Origin of the sequence: Micromonospora sp. CA-248212, from assembly GCF_050948405.1 — a bacterium.
GTDB lineage: Bacteria > Actinomycetota > Actinomycetes > Mycobacteriales > Micromonosporaceae > Micromonospora.
Window position 1 is genome coordinate 3,641,995 of record NZ_CP192023.1, and the last position, 13,693, is coordinate 3,655,687.

Consider the following 13,693-nt stretch of genomic DNA (forward strand, 5'->3'; position numbering starts at 1 on the left):
GGCCACCTCGAGGCCCACCCGTTCCTGCATCCCCCACGTCCCGCCCGCGACAACCCTGCGCGGGCGGGTGTCGTCCCCCGCCCACGGGAAGGCCCCCATGTCCTCACCACTGCGCCGCGTCCTCAGCGCCGGCCTGCTCGCCCTGGCCACCGCCGTCACCACCGTCGCCCTCGTCCCCACCGCCGCGCAGGCCGTGGTGCTGCCGAACGGTTTCAAGAGCGTCGGCTACATGCCCTCGTGGGCCGGCAACGTCAACACGATCCAGTACAACAAGCTCACCCACATCAACTACGCCTTCGTGCTGCCCAACAACGACGGCAGCCTGCGCGCCGTGGAGAACCCGAGCAAACTCTCCTCGCTCGTCTCCCAGGCGCACGCCAACAACGTCAAGGTCTCCATCGCCGTCGGCGGCTGGAACGACGGCAACGACTCGGCCTTCGAAGCCCTCGCGGCCAACTCCGGCAGCCGGTCGGCGTTCGTCAACAACCTGGTCAACTTCGTCAACCAGTACAACCTCGACGGCGTCGACATGGACTGGGAGTACCCCGACCCGGGCGCCTCGGCCAACAACTACACCCAGCTCATGACCCAGCTCGGCAGCGCCCTGCACAGCCGCGGCAAGCTGCTCACCGCGGCCGTCGTCTCCGAGGGCTACTACCTCGACGGCGTGCCGACCGCCGTGTTCAGCCAGGTCGACTGGCTCAACATCATGGCGTACGACGGCGGCAGCCCGCACTCCAACTACGACTGGTCGATCAACAGCATCAACCTGTGGAAGTCCCGTGGCCTGCCGGCCAGTAAGGCCGTCCTCGGCATCCCCTTCTACAGCCGCCCCGGCTACTACACGTACTCGGCGCTCGTCGCCCTGGACCCGGCCAACGCCAACCGGGACTGCACCACGGCCGGCGGCGCGCAGCAGTGCTACAACGGCATCCCGACCGTCAAGCGCAAGACGCAGTGGGCCCTCGCCAACGCCGGCGGCGTGATGAACTGGGAGCTGTCGCAGGACACCACCGGCTCCACCTCGCTGGTGAGCGCCATGTACGACACCATCATGGGCGGCACCACCCCGCCGCCGTCGGGTCGTACCGGCCGGATCACCGGGATCGGCGGCAAGTGCGTCGACGTGGCGGCCGCGAGCACCGCCAACGGCGCCGCCGTCCAGATCTACACCTGCAACGGCACCGCCGCGCAGACCTGGACCGTCGCCACCGACGGCACGCTGCGCGCCCTCGGCAAGTGCGCCGACATCACCAGCGGCTCCACCGCCAACGGCGCGAAGGTGCAGCTGTACGACTGCAACGGCAGCGGCGCGCAGGTGTGGCAGGCGCAGTCCAACGGCACGCTGCGCAACCCGCAGTCCAACAAGTGCCTGGACGTCACCGACAACACCTCGGCCGACGGCGCCCGCCTGCAGATCTGGGAGTGCTTCGCCGGCGCCAACCAGCGCTGGACGCTCCCGGCCTGACCCGACCCGTACGCCTCGATCCCCGGTCGACGCCTCGCGTCAGCCGGGGATCGTCGCGTGGTCGCGGGCCAGCGCCAGCATCTCGTCGACCGACCCGGCCGGATCGGTGACCGGGAACTGCACCGCCCGCACCACCGACGCCGGGTCGACCAGCATGGTCAGTCGCTTGAACCGGGTCACCCCGCCGGCCCGGAAGGTGGGCAGCAGCAGGCCCGCGGCGAGTCGGCCGTCCTCGTCGGACAGCAGCGGAAAGGGCAACCCGGCGTGGGCGGTGAAGTCGGCGAGCTGGTCCGGTCGTTGGGTGCTGATGCCGTACACCCGCACCCCCAGGTCCCGGAACCGCGGATACCGGTCGGCGTAGGTGGTCGATTCCAGGGTGCAGCCCCGCGCGCCCGGGATGTCGGCCCACCCGGGCGGATAGGCGTTCACGCCCGGCGCGTACGCGCCCGGGAAGAGGTAGAGGACGCTCCAGGCGTCCGGCGTCGCGACCGGGACCGGCCGTCCGTCCGGCCCAGGCAGGACGACCTCGGGCAGTCGCCGCCCGACGAGATGGTGCACCCGTCGGGCCTCGGCGGAGGCGTCGTCGGCGGTCGCGGTCAGTTCCCCGTCACCCATCAGGTGCCTCGTTCCCCAGTCCTGTAGGGCGATCAGCACCGGTAGCAGGCCCTCGCCCCGCGCGGTGAGCAGGTAGTCGTGCCGGGGCGGGTGCGCGGAGTACGGGCGACGTTCCAGCACGCCGTGCTCCACCAGCGCGGCCAGGCGTTCGGTCAACGCCCGCCGGCTGACGCCCAGCTCGCGCTGGAGCGCGTCGAAGCGGGTCGTGCCGCCGGCGACGTCGCGCACGATAAGGAACGTCCACCAGTCCCCCAGCACACCGAGCGCCTGCGCGATGCCGCAGTCCGCGTCGGCGAGATCCTCCCGTCGCACCCGCTTCCTCCCTCTGTCCCGACCCGACTATAGTCCGTTCCAGAATGGAACGCACTGACACCAGGAATGCCGCGGCGCGACGAACGGGGGCCGACGACATGCACGTCGACGCACGGGCCGGGGTGTTCTGGCGCTGGTGGACCGCCGGCACGACCAGCATGGTCGGGTCGGCGGTCGGCGCGGTGGCCCTGCCGCTGACCGCGCTGGTCGTCCTGAACGCCTCCGCCTGGCAGATGGGTCTGATCGCTGCGGCCAGCTACGTCGCCTGGATCGTGATCGGCCTGCCGGCCGGTGTCATCGTGCAACGCCTGCCGCTGCGCGGCGCCCAGGTCGGTGCGGACGTGGCCCGAGCGCTCGCCGTCGCGTCGATCCCACTGGCCTGGTGGTGGGGGCAGCTCACGGTGACCCACCTGGTGATCACCGCGCTGGTCGTCAGCTTCGCCAACGTGCTGTTCGACGTGGCCAACTCGACCTTCCTGCCCAGCATCGTCGAGCGCGAGCAGTTGCAGTCGCGCAACAGCCTCACCTCGGCCACCCACGCCGCGACCCTGCTCAGCGGCCCCTCGCTCGGCGGATTCGCCGTGCAGGCGCTCGGCGCGGTGCCCACCCTGCTCGTCGACTCGGCCAGCTACCTCGTCTCCGCGGCTCTCCTGCGTACGCTGCCCGCGCGCCGGGTCGACGCGCCCGAGCACTGGCCGCCGGTCGGCGCGCTGATCCGCGAGGGCTGGCGCTACGCCGCGTACCACCCCGTCATCGGTCCGTGCATGTGGGCCGCGACGGCCATGAACTTCGTCTGCGGCGCGCAGTTCGCGCTGCACCCGCTCTACCTGGTCCGCGACCTGCACGCGCCACCCGGCCTGGTCGGCGTCCTGCTCGCCGTCGAGGGTGTCGGCGCGCTGGTCGGCGCCGCCCTCACCACCCGGATCACCAGGTGGCTCGGCAGCGCCCGCGCGCTGGTCGCCGCCGGACTCACGACGGTCGTCGGCGCGGTCCTGATTCCCGGAGGCACCGGTTGGCCCGCGTACGTGGCCTTCGCCGCCGGCAGCATCGTCTTCTCCCTCGGCACGGTCGTGCTCAGCGTGACCACCCGCACGTACCGGCAGATCGCCAGCCCGCCCGAGCTGCTCTCGCGGGTGATGGCGACCGTACGGTTCGTCTCCTGGGGCGCGATCCCGGTCGGTGGGCTCGTCGCCGGCGCGCTGGCCGGCCCGCTCGGCACGCGCGCCACCCTGCTCGTCGTCGCGGCTACCCTCATCGGTGCGCCCCTGGTGCTGCTGCTCTCACCGGTCCGGCACCTGCACGACCTCACCGACCATGACCGCGACGAGAGCCGGCGTCCGGCCGTCACCGCTGGTCGGTGAGCGCATCCGACCACAGACCGCCGGCCACCCGGCGAGCCCTGGCCGCGTCGCCGAGCACGTCGACGCTGTGCACGTACTGGTCGACCGCACCCCACAGCGGTCGGTCGCGCATGGTCGGATCGGTCATTGCGGCGCGTAGCGCGACGGCGACACGCTCGGCACGCAGCACCAGGAACGGCCGGCGGTGGAACGGGACGGCCCGGGCGCGTACCGGCGCTGCCAGAGACGTTTCGTCGGTCCACCGGGCCATGGTCTCCAGCGCCTCGACCAGACCAGCCTGGCGTCGGGTCCAGTCGCCCGGGCCCACCGCCTCGGCCAGCGCCGCGACCACCGGGGCCGCGCCGGGCAGTCCGGCGAAGACCGTGCCGAGCCACTTGTCGTACGGCGGCCAGCGCCGACGCAGCAGCAGACCGAGCCGGAGCAGGTCTCTGGCGAGGCCCCCGGTGACGATCCGGCTGCCCAACTCGTCGCCGACCTCGGCGCACCGGCCGGGCAGGTGCTCAGCCTGCGCGACCCGGGTCCACACCGCGGCCAGGACGTACCGCCACACGTCCGGCGGATACCACCGCACCGCGTCCCGCCGGGCCGTCAGCGCCCCGTCGAGCCCGTCGTGGAAGACCGCGCCGCCGGTCACCTCGGCGAGCCGCTGGGTCGGGCACGCCAGCCAGTCCGCCGTGCCGACCCCGGCCATCGGGTCGAACCCGAGCCGCTGGCGCCACCACACTGCCACGTCGTCGATCGTGACCCCGTGCCGCGTCCCGGCCGCGTCGGCGACGCCCAGTCGACCGTCGTCACCGGCGAAACGAGTGGGCCAGCCCAGGAAGGGAGCGGGCAGCTCAGCGTCCAGCACGGCGCGCAGTCGCGGGATCGCGGCGACGTCCGCCGGCCCGACGAACACCTGCACCCGAGGACCCCAGTCGTGGTCGGTGGACCGGGCCGTGTCCAGGCCGAGCACCTCCGAGCCACCGTCGAGCAATCCCGCCGCGTACCGCAGGCCAGGGAGGCGACCGCGCAGGATCGGCGCGACCACCTCGTCGTGGTACCGCCGGGCCAGCACCAGGCCGGGAAGGAACGCCACACCGGCAGTCTGCGCCGTCGGCGGCCCGGCCCGCACGCTGGTTTCCCGGGTGGGACCGGGGCGGGGGCCATAGCCTGGGATCGGGAGGCCGACATGGGTGGCCCCGACCGGGAGGGCCGACGTGACATCGAACGACGCGAACCGGGCGGCGACCCGCCGTCGTCGGCAACTGTGGGCCGGAGTCCTCGCGCTCGTCGGCCTGGTCCTGCTCGTGATCGGCCTGACGGTGGCCGACGGCGTCGCCGCCTGGGTCGAGGTGGTGGTCGCGATCCTGTTGCTGGTGACCAGCTACGTGGTGCAGCACCTCGCCCGCCGCGACACCGTCTATCGGCGCTGACGCCGCTGGGCGGCCGGGCGTACCGCTGATCGTCGGAGGGCTGTGCCAGGCTGTCGGGCGTGGCACACCGACCCCCGATCCTGCTGATCGACGCAGCCAGCCTCTACTTCCGGGCGTACTTCGGCATTCCGGAGTCCGCCGCGCGCACCGAGGACGGCCAGCCCGTCAACGCGGTGCGTGGCTTCCTCGACATGCTTGCCACGCTCATCCGTGGTCGCGGCGCGGACCGGATGGTGTGCGCCCTCGACTACGACTGGCGACCGGCGTGGCGGGTCGAGCTGCTGCCGTCGTACAAGGCGCACCGGGTGGCCCCGCAGGGCGGCGAGGTCGTCCCCGACACGCTCTCCCCCCAGGTGCCGATGATCCTCGAGGTCCTCGACGCGGTCGGCATCACCGCCGTCGGCGCGAAGGGCTACGAGGCCGACGACGTGCTCGGCACGCTGTCGGTGACCCAGCCGGGCCCGGTCGAGGTGGTCTCCGGCGACCGGGACCTGTTCCAGCTCGTCGACGACTCCCGGGACGTGCGCCTGCTCTACGTCGGGCGCGGCGTGGCCAAGCTCGACGACTGCGACGACGCGGCGGTACGCGCCCGCTACGGCGTGCCGGCCGATCGGTACGCCGACTTCGCCGCCCTGCGCGGCGACCCCAGCGACGGGCTGCCCGGGGTGCCGGGCGTCGGCGAGAAGACCGCCGCACGGCTGATCGAGCGGTACGGCAGCATCGACGGCGTCCTGGCCGCGCTGGACGACTCCGACTCGTCGTTCGCGCCGGGTCTGCGTACCAAGCTGGCGGGCGCCCGCGACTACCTGGCCGTCGCGCCGACGGTGGTCCGGGTGGCCCTGGACGTGGCCCTGCCGGAGCTGCCCACCGCGCTGCCGACGGCCCCCGCCGACCCGGAGCGGCTGCTCGACCTGGCCGGCCGGTGGAACCTGGCCGGCTCCGCCCGCCGACTCGTGGACGCCCTGGCCGCCCGCGTCGACGCCGGCTGAGGAGACCCGGCCCGGCGCGGCGTCGAACCCGCGTGGCGGTCGCGCCCCGATGTCTGTCGGACCTTTCCGGCACAATGCCCGGCCATGGACGTACGACAGGAGTTCCGGGGCGCGGCCCGGGAAAAGGGCGTGCCGCTGGCCGAGATCGAGCGCTGGGTGCGGCTGGCCCGACCACAGACGGAGCTGGTTCCCAAGGGCGACGGCCTGCCGGTGGTCGGCCGGTTCGGCGGTCTCGCGGCGTTGCCGCCGGATGCGGAGTGGCCGCCCGGGCAGTGTCTCGCTTTGACGCTCGACCTCGCCGCGATTCCCTCGCACGGGCACGACCTCGACCTGCCGGCCGACGGGTCGCTGCTGTTCTTCGTCGAGCCGCGCTTCACGCCCACCCGGTGTCGGGTCGTCCATGTGCCGGCGGGCGCCGCGGTGACGGAGCGCCCCGACCCCGGAGTGCCGGTCTTCGATCCGGTTCCGCTGCACGCTCGTGCCGGCTGGAGCCTTCCGGAGAACGAGCGCGAAGCGCCGTTCGACCTTCGCCTGGACGACGAGGTCGAGGAGGCGATCGGCGAGGTGATGTGGTACCTCGACGGCAACGACCACGACTTCTCCCTCGGCGGCTACGGCGCCGCCAGCACCGGCGGAGCGGACAATCCCATCCTCGACGGCACCGAGCACACCGTGCTGGCCACCGTCTGGCTGGACGAGGGGCAGGTGGGTGACGCGTTCGGCGAGACGTTGATCGTCGTCAACTTCATGATCAGGCATACGGACCTGGCCGAGCGCGCCTTCGACCGGATCTGGCTGATGACGGACTTCAACGGCTGACCCGGTCAGGGGCGCCGACGGCGTGTGTGGCGGCGCGACGGTGTCGGGGCACCGCCCTAGTGCTGTGACCACGAACGTTCACGGTGTTGGGTGACGCGCCGCCTAGCTAGGCTGAACGCATGACTCATGCGGCGGAACCGATCGAACCGTCCGGGGTGTGGGCCACAGCCGTGGGCGTGGCCCGGGTGCGGGCAATGGAGACGGCACGCGAGCAGCCGCTGTTCCGCGACCCGCTGGCGCTGGCATTCGCCACGGCCGGCGGGAGAGGCCCCGGGACGCCGCCGCCCCCGCGCACGGACGAGGCGGCGCGGCGCCGCTGGCTCGGTGTGGCCTTCTCGATCGTCATCCGGACGAAGTTTCTGGACGACCTGCTGGATCGGGCGGTCGCGTCCGGCGTCCGGCAGGTCGTGCTGCTCGGGGCCGGGATGGACAGCAGGGCCTTCCGGATGGACTGGCCCGCGGGTACGCGGTTGTTCGAGGTCGACACGGCCGAACCGCTGGGCTTCAAGGCCGCGGTGCTGCGTCAGGAGCGTGCCGTTCCGCGCTGCGAGCGGATCACCGTCCCGGTCGACCTCCGCGAGGATTGGTCCGCCGCCCTGGCCGCGGCCGGGCATGATCCGGCGCAGCCGACGGTGTGGATCGCCGAGGGGCTGCTGATCTATCTACCCGGGGACGCAGTGGAGTCGCTGCTCGAACGGGTCGGCGCGCTGTCCGCCGCAGGCAGCAGGATGGGCCTCACACTGGGCTCGCGCGGTGTGGTCGAACGCTTCCGGGGGGATGCCGTTTCGGGATCGGCAGCGTCGATGTGGGTCTGGGAGATGCCGGAGGACCCGGTCGGCTGGCTGGACGGCCTCGGCTGGGAGGCGGAGGCCTTCACCCTGCGTGAGCGCGCCGAGGCCTACGGACGTCCTGCGCTCACCCCGCCTCAGCAGGACGAGGGCGCGGGCGGGCTCGTCTCGGCGGTTCGCGCCGCGCCCTGATCACTGCGCCGCCGCATCCGTACGAGATCTGTCACCGACACAGCCTGACCGCCACGACGCCATCCGACCAACAGGCCCGACGGCCTGTCGGCCAACGTGAACGTTCGTGGTCACGGCACTAGACGCGCAGGTTCGCCGCCAGGTCGCCGATCGCGCCCATCGCGTACCGCTGCAGGCCTGGGCCGAAGGTGATGCGGGTGGCGCCGTTGCGGGCCAGCGCGGCCACCGACTCCCGGCTCGGGGCGGCGGCCATGTTGATCGGGCCGGCGATGCCCTTGCGCAGCGCCGGAAGGACGTCGATGGGCGCGCGCAGCGGGTAGACGCAGTCGACCCCCGCCGCCACGTAGAGCTTCGCGCGGGCGATCGCGTCGGCCGGATCGCCGGTGCCGAACAGGAAGGTGTCGACGCGCGCGTTGATGACGAGCGCGTCGCCGGCCACCGCCCGCACCTCGGCCAGCCAGTCCGCGTGCCGCTGCGGTTCCTTGAGCGTGGCGTGCCCCTCGGAGTCCTCCAGGTTGCAGCCGACGGCACCGGCCTCCAGCAGCCGCTCGACCAGTTCGGCGGGCGTCAGCCCATACCCGTCCTCGACGTCGGCGGAGACCGGTACGGACACGGCCCGGACGATCCGCGCCACCGCGGCGAACATCTCGGCGGCCGGGGTCGCGCCGTCCTCGTAGCCGAGGGAGGCCGCGACTCCGGCGCTGGGCGTGGCGAGCGCGTCGAATCCGGCGTCGGCGAAGACCCGGGCGCTGCCCGCGTCCCAGGCGTTCGGCAGGACGAGCGGGTCGCCGGCCGGGCGGTCGTGGTGCAGGGCACGGAGCACGGAGGCAGTCATCGTTCAGGTCTCCCGGGGGTCGTGAAGGGACGACGGTGCGGGCCGGACAGGCCACCCGACCTGCACCGTACCGCCGTCGCACGCGCCATGCCGCCGGGAGACCCGCCGCGCCGACGCGCAACGAAAGGTTGCACGTCGCCGCCGGGCCGTTGTACCGTGACGCAACCAAAGGTTGCGAGAGGGTGGTACGCATGGAGTACGGAGTGATCGAACGCGACATCGACGTCGACGCCTCACTCGAGGTGGTCTTCGAGGTGATCAGCCAGCCCGAGCACGTGCGGGAGTGGTGGCCGGACGACGCCCGGTTCGAACCGGTCGCGGGCGCGCCCGGCGAGCTGGTGTGGCGCGACGCGCAGACCGGCGCGACGACGACCGTCGACCTGGCCGTCGTCGACGTGGACCCGCCGAAGCGGTTCTCCTTCCGGTGGTGCTTCACCGAGCCGGACCGCGGCGGCCAGTCGTTGCTGGTCACCTTCGACCTCGTTCCGACCGCCACGGGGACCCGCGTCCGGATGACGGAGACCGGGTTCCGCGAGATGGGCTGGGAGGTCGCCCTGCTGGAGAAGCAGTACCAGGACCACGTCAGCGGGTGGAACCACTACGTCCCGAACCTCGGCGCGTACGTCACCCGGCTGGTCGCCACGTCATGACCACGGCAGTCGACGATGCCCTGTGGTCGGCGATCGGCGATCCCATCCGGCGCAGCATGATCGACCTGCTGCTCACCGGCGGGCCCGGCACGGCCACGTCACTGAGCGAGCGACTCCCCGTCACCCGCCAGGCCGTCTCGAAGCACCTGACCGTCCTGGACCGGGTGGGCCTGATCCACTCGACTCCCGCCGGTCGGGAGCGTCACTACCAGGTCGACGAGGCGCAACTGGCCCGCGCGGTCGCCCAACTGACCGCCGTCGGGGCGACCTGGGACGCCCGCCTGCGCCGGATCAAGCGGATCGCCGAGACGATCGAACGTCACCGCACCGACAACCACGGAGAATGAGATGGTCGACATTTTGCACCGGGTCGGCGTGGTCGCCCCGCTCGACGACGTCTACCGCGCGGTGGCCACCCCGGAGGGACTCGCCGGTTGGTGGACGACCGACACGGTCGGCACGAGCGAGGTCGGCGGGCAGCTGGCCTTCCGGTTCGGCGACGTCGGTGGCTTCGACATGCAGGTCCTCGACCTGGACCCCGGCGGCCACGTCCGCTGGCGGGTCACCGGGGGTCCTGAGGAATGGGTCGGCACCGAGATCGACTGGCACCTTGACCAGCGGGGCGACCACACGATCGTCCTGTTCGCCCACGAGGGCTGGCGTGCGCCGGGCGAGTTCATGCACCACTGCAGCACCAAGTGGGCGACGTTCCTGATGAGCCTGAAGGAGCTGGTGGAGACCGGGCGGGGCAGGCCCGCCCCGGACGACGTCGCGATCAGCGACTGGCACTGAGCGCGGGGCTACTTCACCTTGCGGGTGGACCGTACGACGATGTCCTCGTACTCGGGGTGCTTCACCAGCCACTCGGCGAGGAACGGACAGATCGGCACCACGCTGCGGCCCTTGGCGCGCGCGTCGTCCATGACGGCGCGCGCCAGGGTCGAGCCGACGCCCCGACCCTCGTACGCCGGATCGACCTCGGTGTGGGTGTAGGCGATGATGGCGCCGGTCAGCTGGTAGGTGACGATGCCGGCGACCGCGTCCGTCTCGTCGCGCGCCTCGAACCGCTCCCGCGCGGGCACGTCTGTCACGGTGAACTGCACCGGATCATCCAAGCACAGCGCCCGTGGCGACCAGTCGTCGCCACGGGCGCGTGGGGGCCGGCAGCCCCCGAGGGAGCGGGGCGTCAGGGGCGCCGACGGCCCAGGACGGCGGCGGTGCCGGCCACACCGATCGCGGCGAACACGACCTGCAGGAGCAGCTCGATCCAGTCGATGCCGGCGGTGTCGTCGACACCGAGGGCCCCGGCGACGAGCGTGCCGAGGATCGCGGCGAGCACGCCGATCGCGAGGGTGAGCACGATCGAGATGTTCTGCTTGCCGGGAACCACGAGGCGACCGAGGGCGCCGATGACCAGGCCGATGATGATCGCGGTGAAGAAGCCCTGGATTTCCACGGGGGCCGTCCCTTCCGAAGGTGTTGTCGTCAGCGACGTCTGGTTGCCCCATGCCCGGCCCCGCCGAAACCGGCGATCGACCCACGGGCTGATTTGTCACACAGTTGTCATGTCCGGGCCGGGACGGGGACGCGCGCTGGTCCCGGCCGCAAGCGACCGGGACCAGCGGCGGGTCGATCGTCAGGAGGCGGCGATGCCCTCCATGCCGATGCCGTCGGTGAACTTCGGCAGGCCCTCGACGGTGGTGACGAGGCGCAGGGAGCCGTTGTCGTTCACCTCGTAGCCCTGAACGTTGCCGGCGGCGGCGTTCTGGACGTACAGGAAGCCGTCGCTGGTGGTCATGTCGATCGACCCGCCGCCGGTGTCGGCGGCGACGGCGTGCACGAGCTGGAGCTTGCCGTCGTCGTCGACCTTGTAGGCGCTGATCGTGGAGCTGCCGGCGTTCGCGACGTAGAAGTAGTCGCCGACCCGCTGGATCCAGCAGGGCGCCTGCTGGCCGTTCGGCACCGACGGCCCGAACTGGTCGAGGGCGCCGTCGTCGTCGATCTCGAAGCGGCTGACCTCGTTGCTGCCGGACTCGGTGACCAGCACCGAGTCCTCGCTGTCGAAGGTGAAGCCGAACGGCGTGGACCCGGCGTCACTGATGACCGGCTGGCGGGACAGTTCGCCGTGGCGACCGATCTCGTAGCTGAACATGACGTTGGCCGCCTTCGTCGACACCAGGACGAACTCGCCTTCCGGGTCGATCTTGACCTGGGCGGGAGCGGTCATGAACGCCGGCGGGTTGCCGTTGTGCAGGCCGAGCGAGCGGTTGGCGCCGTGGATCGGCGACAGGCGTCCCTTGTCCAGCTCGAAGCCCTGCACCGACCCTTCGCCACCGGCGTTGAGCACGTAGACGAGGTGGTCGCGGACCGTGACGCTGACCGGGAGCAGACCCCCGGACCAGATCACCTGCCGCTTGTGCAGCCGGGTGCCGTCGACGTCGAAGACGGTCACGGTGTTGCTGCCGGCGTTAACGGCGAACAGCAGCCCGCGGTGGTAGATCAACGACCCCTGCGACGCCAGCGCGTCGACCGGCGCGCCGATGGTGAAGCCGCCGAGGCCGCCGGTCTCGTACTCCCCCGCCTTGCTGAGCTGGCCGTCGTCGTCGCGCTCGTACACCTTGATGGTGTTGCCCTCGGCCTTGTTGGTCTGGACGAAGACCGCGCCCTCGCTGCCCCGGTGGTGTCCGCGTCCCCCGCCGTCATCGTGGCCACCTGCGGGACCGCCGTCCGCGAAGGCGGCCCCGGGAAGGCTTCCGGCGCTGGTCAGACCCACCAGGAGGGCCGCCGCTAGCGCTACGCTGCGCTTCATCACTGATCTCCTTAGCCGCAACTCACGAGGAATGAGAGTTTTTCTCTCCTTCGCAAGCTATCGGAGGAAGATCCCCCTTCGCGGTTGGTTACCCGTAAGTGGCATCGCCGCGCGTAACGGCGGATTTGTGCTACAAGAGGCGTTCCAGGAGCCGGAACCACCTCGCTGCCCAGGCGTCGTCGGCGCGGTAAGGGGAATCGCAGAGCGGTCAGCGGTCGCACCGGAGGAGACACACCATGACGAACCCCGCACCGGGTCCACGCTCGTCGATGAACGGTGGTGGTGTCGCCGTCGTGGAGTTGTTCACCTCCCAGGGCTGCAACAGCTGCCCGCCCGCCGAGGAGCTGCTCACCGAGATCGAGCGCGACGCCCGCACGCGTGGGGAGCCGGTGTTCGCCCTCGGCTTCCACGTGGACTACTGGGACGATCTGGGCTGGCCCGACCAGTTCGCGGACGCGGCACACACCGCACGGCAGGAGGCGTACGCCCGCGCCTTCGGCTCCGGACGTCTCTACACCCCGCAGATGATCGTCAACGGCAGCGTGGAGTTCGTCGGCTCCGACCGGGGCCGGGCCGCGAGCGCCATCGCGTCCGCCCTGACGTCGGCCGCCGCCGCGCCCCTGACGGTGTCGGTGCCGCAGGTCGGCGGAGGCGGCACGCCGTTGGTCCTGGACTACCGGGTCGAGCGGCCGCCGCAGCGCGCGGTGGTGAACGTGGCGATCGTGCAGCGCGGCCTGGACAGCGCGATCGCCCGGGGCGAGAACGCCGGCCGGACGCTGCGGCAGGACAACGTCGTACGCGCCTTCGCGTCGACACCCCTGCACGGCGAGCGGGGGCAGGTGGAGCTGGCCGTGCCGCCGGACCTCGACCCGGGCCAGGCCACGGTGATCGGTTACGTCCAGCGCGAGGCCGACCGGGTGGTCGTGGGCGCCGCGGCGGTCGACCTGTCCGGCTGAGTCCTGTCGGTCCCGGTGCGTACTCTCGGCTCATGCGAATGGCGCGTGACGTGCGGGGTCCCGGTGGCTGACGCCGACGACGTCCGCCGCCTGGCCCTGGCCCTGCCCCAGACCGTCGAGATCGACAGCGAGGGCTTCGACTTCCGGGTGGCCGACAAGGGTTTCGTCTGGTCCTATCCGGAGCGCACGCCCGGCCGGCCACGGGTGATCCGCCTCGACATCGCGGTGCTGTTCGTCGGGGACGAGGCCGAGAAGCAGGCGCTGCTGCTCGGTGAGCCCGACGTCTTCTTCACCACGCCCGGGTACGACGGCCTGCCGCTGGTGCTGCTGCGCCTGGCGGCCGTCGACGTCGACCGGCTCCGCGAGCTGGTGACCGACGCCTGGCGGATGCGCGCGCCGGAGGCGCTGCACGCCGAGCTGGACGGGGTCGGCCGGTAACCCCGGTCAGTTCGCGACATCCGCACGCAACCGAACGGACACATTG

General features: G+C 71.9%; 17 protein-coding genes. 11 read left to right on the plus strand and 6 right to left on the minus strand.

Annotated features, from left to right (window positions below; translation table 11 throughout):
* Positions 1 to 97: 97 nt before the first annotated feature.
* Entirely contained in the window at positions 98 to 1,468 is a 1,371-nt protein-coding gene (locus ACQP03_RS17535) for a glycosyl hydrolase family 18 protein (protein ID WP_357394287.1), read from the plus strand.
* A gap of 39 nt (positions 1,469 to 1,507) precedes the next feature.
* Here ACQP03_RS17535 and ACQP03_RS17540 read toward each other — a convergent pair whose 3' ends face one another.
* Positions 1,508 to 2,395, minus strand: coding sequence for a winged helix-turn-helix transcriptional regulator (locus ACQP03_RS17540; protein WP_357118497.1), 888 nt, complete (start codon positions 2,393 to 2,395; stop codon positions 1,508 to 1,510).
* A gap of 98 nt (positions 2,396 to 2,493) precedes the next feature.
* On the opposite strand from ACQP03_RS17540, the gene ACQP03_RS17545 reads away from it, so the two are divergent.
* A complete protein-coding gene (locus ACQP03_RS17545; RefSeq protein ID WP_357394333.1) occupies positions 2,494 to 3,756 on the plus strand; it encodes an MFS transporter in 1,263 nt (420 codons plus the stop codon).
* Here ACQP03_RS17545 and ACQP03_RS17550 read toward each other — a convergent pair.
* Positions 3,740 to 4,834, minus strand: a complete 1,095-nt coding sequence (locus ACQP03_RS17550) for a DUF4037 domain-containing protein (protein WP_433457557.1) — start codon at positions 4,832 to 4,834, stop codon at positions 3,740 to 3,742. The two genes, ACQP03_RS17545 and ACQP03_RS17550, sit on opposite strands and share 17 nt — an antisense overlap.
* Positions 4,835 to 4,955: 121 nt before the next feature.
* On the opposite strand from ACQP03_RS17550, the gene ACQP03_RS17555 reads away from it, so the two are divergent.
* The 4 genes from ACQP03_RS17555 to ACQP03_RS17570 all read left to right on the plus strand — a co-directional run bounded on the left by ACQP03_RS17555 (position 4,956) and on the right by ACQP03_RS17570 (position 7,959).
* Positions 4,956 to 5,171: a hypothetical protein gene (locus tag ACQP03_RS17555; protein ID WP_357170024.1), complete on the plus strand. Its 216-nt coding sequence runs from the start codon at positions 4,956 to 4,958 to the stop codon at positions 5,169 to 5,171.
* Between the two features lie 59 nt (positions 5,172 to 5,230).
* Positions 5,231 to 6,160, plus strand: a complete 930-nt coding sequence (locus tag ACQP03_RS17560) for a 5'-3' exonuclease (RefSeq protein WP_357170021.1) — start codon at positions 5,231 to 5,233, stop codon at positions 6,158 to 6,160.
* An 84-nt stretch (positions 6,161 to 6,244) separates the two neighbouring features.
* Positions 6,245 to 6,979 (plus strand): DUF1963 domain-containing protein, encoded by a 735-nt coding sequence (locus tag ACQP03_RS17565; RefSeq protein WP_357394285.1) that lies wholly within the window; start codon positions 6,245 to 6,247, stop codon positions 6,977 to 6,979.
* Between the two features lie 119 nt (positions 6,980 to 7,098).
* Positions 7,099 to 7,959 carry a class I SAM-dependent methyltransferase gene (locus ACQP03_RS17570; RefSeq protein ID WP_357118481.1) on the plus strand — a complete coding sequence of 287 codons (861 nt, stop codon included), beginning with the start codon at positions 7,099 to 7,101 and terminating at the stop codon, positions 7,957 to 7,959.
* A gap of 118 nt (positions 7,960 to 8,077) precedes the next feature.
* Here the strand turns inward: ACQP03_RS17570 and ACQP03_RS17575 are convergent, their stop codons facing one another.
* Positions 8,078 to 8,794 (minus strand): isocitrate lyase/PEP mutase family protein, encoded by a 717-nt coding sequence (locus ACQP03_RS17575; RefSeq protein WP_357118478.1) that lies wholly within the window; start codon positions 8,792 to 8,794, stop codon positions 8,078 to 8,080.
* A gap of 191 nt (positions 8,795 to 8,985) precedes the next feature.
* Here ACQP03_RS17575 and ACQP03_RS17580 point away from each other — a divergent pair, with 191 nt between their 5' ends.
* The 3 genes from ACQP03_RS17580 to ACQP03_RS17590 are packed head-to-tail and all read left to right on the plus strand — an operon-like array spanning position 8,986 to position 10,236.
* Positions 8,986 to 9,444 (plus strand): SRPBCC domain-containing protein, encoded by a 459-nt coding sequence (locus ACQP03_RS17580; protein WP_357394283.1) that lies wholly within the window; start codon positions 8,986 to 8,988, stop codon positions 9,442 to 9,444.
* A complete protein-coding gene (locus ACQP03_RS17585) occupies positions 9,441 to 9,791 on the plus strand; it encodes an ArsR/SmtB family transcription factor (protein ID WP_357118472.1) in 351 nt (116 codons plus the stop codon). The genes ACQP03_RS17580 and ACQP03_RS17585 overlap by 4 nt, the downstream gene beginning before the upstream one ends.
* Position 9,792: 1 nt before the next feature.
* A complete protein-coding gene (locus ACQP03_RS17590) occupies positions 9,793 to 10,236 on the plus strand; it encodes an SRPBCC family protein (RefSeq protein ID WP_357118469.1) in 444 nt (147 codons plus the stop codon).
* A gap of 8 nt (positions 10,237 to 10,244) precedes the next feature.
* Here the strand turns inward: ACQP03_RS17590 and ACQP03_RS17595 are convergent, their stop codons facing one another.
* The 3 genes from ACQP03_RS17595 to ACQP03_RS17605 form a co-directional block, all read right to left on the minus strand.
* Positions 10,245 to 10,535 carry a GNAT family N-acetyltransferase gene (locus ACQP03_RS17595; RefSeq protein ID WP_357118466.1) on the minus strand — a complete coding sequence of 97 codons (291 nt, stop codon included), beginning with the start codon at positions 10,533 to 10,535 and terminating at the stop codon, positions 10,245 to 10,247.
* Between the two features lie 95 nt (positions 10,536 to 10,630).
* On the minus strand, positions 10,631 to 10,900 hold the full coding sequence (locus ACQP03_RS17600; RefSeq protein WP_357394280.1) for a GlsB/YeaQ/YmgE family stress response membrane protein: 270 nt from the start codon (positions 10,898 to 10,900) through the stop codon (positions 10,631 to 10,633).
* A 180-nt stretch (positions 10,901 to 11,080) separates the two neighbouring features.
* Positions 11,081 to 12,253 carry a lactonase family protein gene (locus tag ACQP03_RS17605; protein WP_363660376.1) on the minus strand — a complete coding sequence of 391 codons (1,173 nt, stop codon included), beginning with the start codon at positions 12,251 to 12,253 and terminating at the stop codon, positions 11,081 to 11,083.
* Positions 12,254 to 12,489: 236 nt separating this feature from the next.
* On the opposite strand from ACQP03_RS17605, the gene ACQP03_RS17610 reads away from it, so the two are divergent.
* Positions 12,490 to 13,209 carry a DUF1223 domain-containing protein gene (locus ACQP03_RS17610; protein WP_357118457.1) on the plus strand — a complete coding sequence of 240 codons (720 nt, stop codon included), beginning with the start codon at positions 12,490 to 12,492 and terminating at the stop codon, positions 13,207 to 13,209.
* Between the two features lie 63 nt (positions 13,210 to 13,272).
* On the plus strand, positions 13,273 to 13,647 hold the full coding sequence (locus ACQP03_RS17615; RefSeq protein WP_357170004.1) for an MmcQ/YjbR family DNA-binding protein: 375 nt from the start codon (positions 13,273 to 13,275) through the stop codon (positions 13,645 to 13,647).
* The last annotated feature ends 46 nt before the right edge of the window (positions 13,648 to 13,693 follow it).

What these genes read in the sequence shown, in the direction of transcription:
- ACQP03_RS17535 (WP_357394287.1), top strand. Translation starts at nt 98, where the DNA reads ATGTCCTCACCACTGCGCCGCGTCCTCAGCGCCGGCCTGCTCGCCCTG.
- ACQP03_RS17545 (WP_357394333.1), top strand. Translation starts at nt 2,494, where the DNA reads ATGCACGTCGACGCACGGGCCGGGGTGTTCTGGCGCTGGTGGACCGCC.
- ACQP03_RS17565 (WP_357394285.1), top strand. Translation starts at nt 6,245, where the DNA reads ATGGACGTACGACAGGAGTTCCGGGGCGCGGCCCGGGAAAAGGGCGTG.
- ACQP03_RS17570 (WP_357118481.1), top strand. Translation starts at nt 7,099, where the DNA reads ATGACTCATGCGGCGGAACCGATCGAACCGTCCGGGGTGTGGGCCACA.
- ACQP03_RS17575 (WP_357118478.1), bottom strand. Translation starts at nt 8,794, where the DNA reads ATGACTGCCTCCGTGCTCCGTGCCCTGCACCACGACCGCCCGGCCGGC.
- ACQP03_RS17580 (WP_357394283.1), top strand. Translation starts at nt 8,986, where the DNA reads ATGGAGTACGGAGTGATCGAACGCGACATCGACGTCGACGCCTCACTC.
- ACQP03_RS17585 (WP_357118472.1), top strand. Translation starts at nt 9,441, where the DNA reads ATGACCACGGCAGTCGACGATGCCCTGTGGTCGGCGATCGGCGATCCC.
- ACQP03_RS17590 (WP_357118469.1), top strand. Translation starts at nt 9,793, where the DNA reads ATGGTCGACATTTTGCACCGGGTCGGCGTGGTCGCCCCGCTCGACGAC.
- ACQP03_RS17605 (WP_363660376.1), bottom strand. Translation starts at nt 12,253, where the DNA reads ATGAAGCGCAGCGTAGCGCTAGCGGCGGCCCTCCTGGTGGGTCTGACC.
- ACQP03_RS17610 (WP_357118457.1), top strand. Translation starts at nt 12,490, where the DNA reads ATGACGAACCCCGCACCGGGTCCACGCTCGTCGATGAACGGTGGTGGT.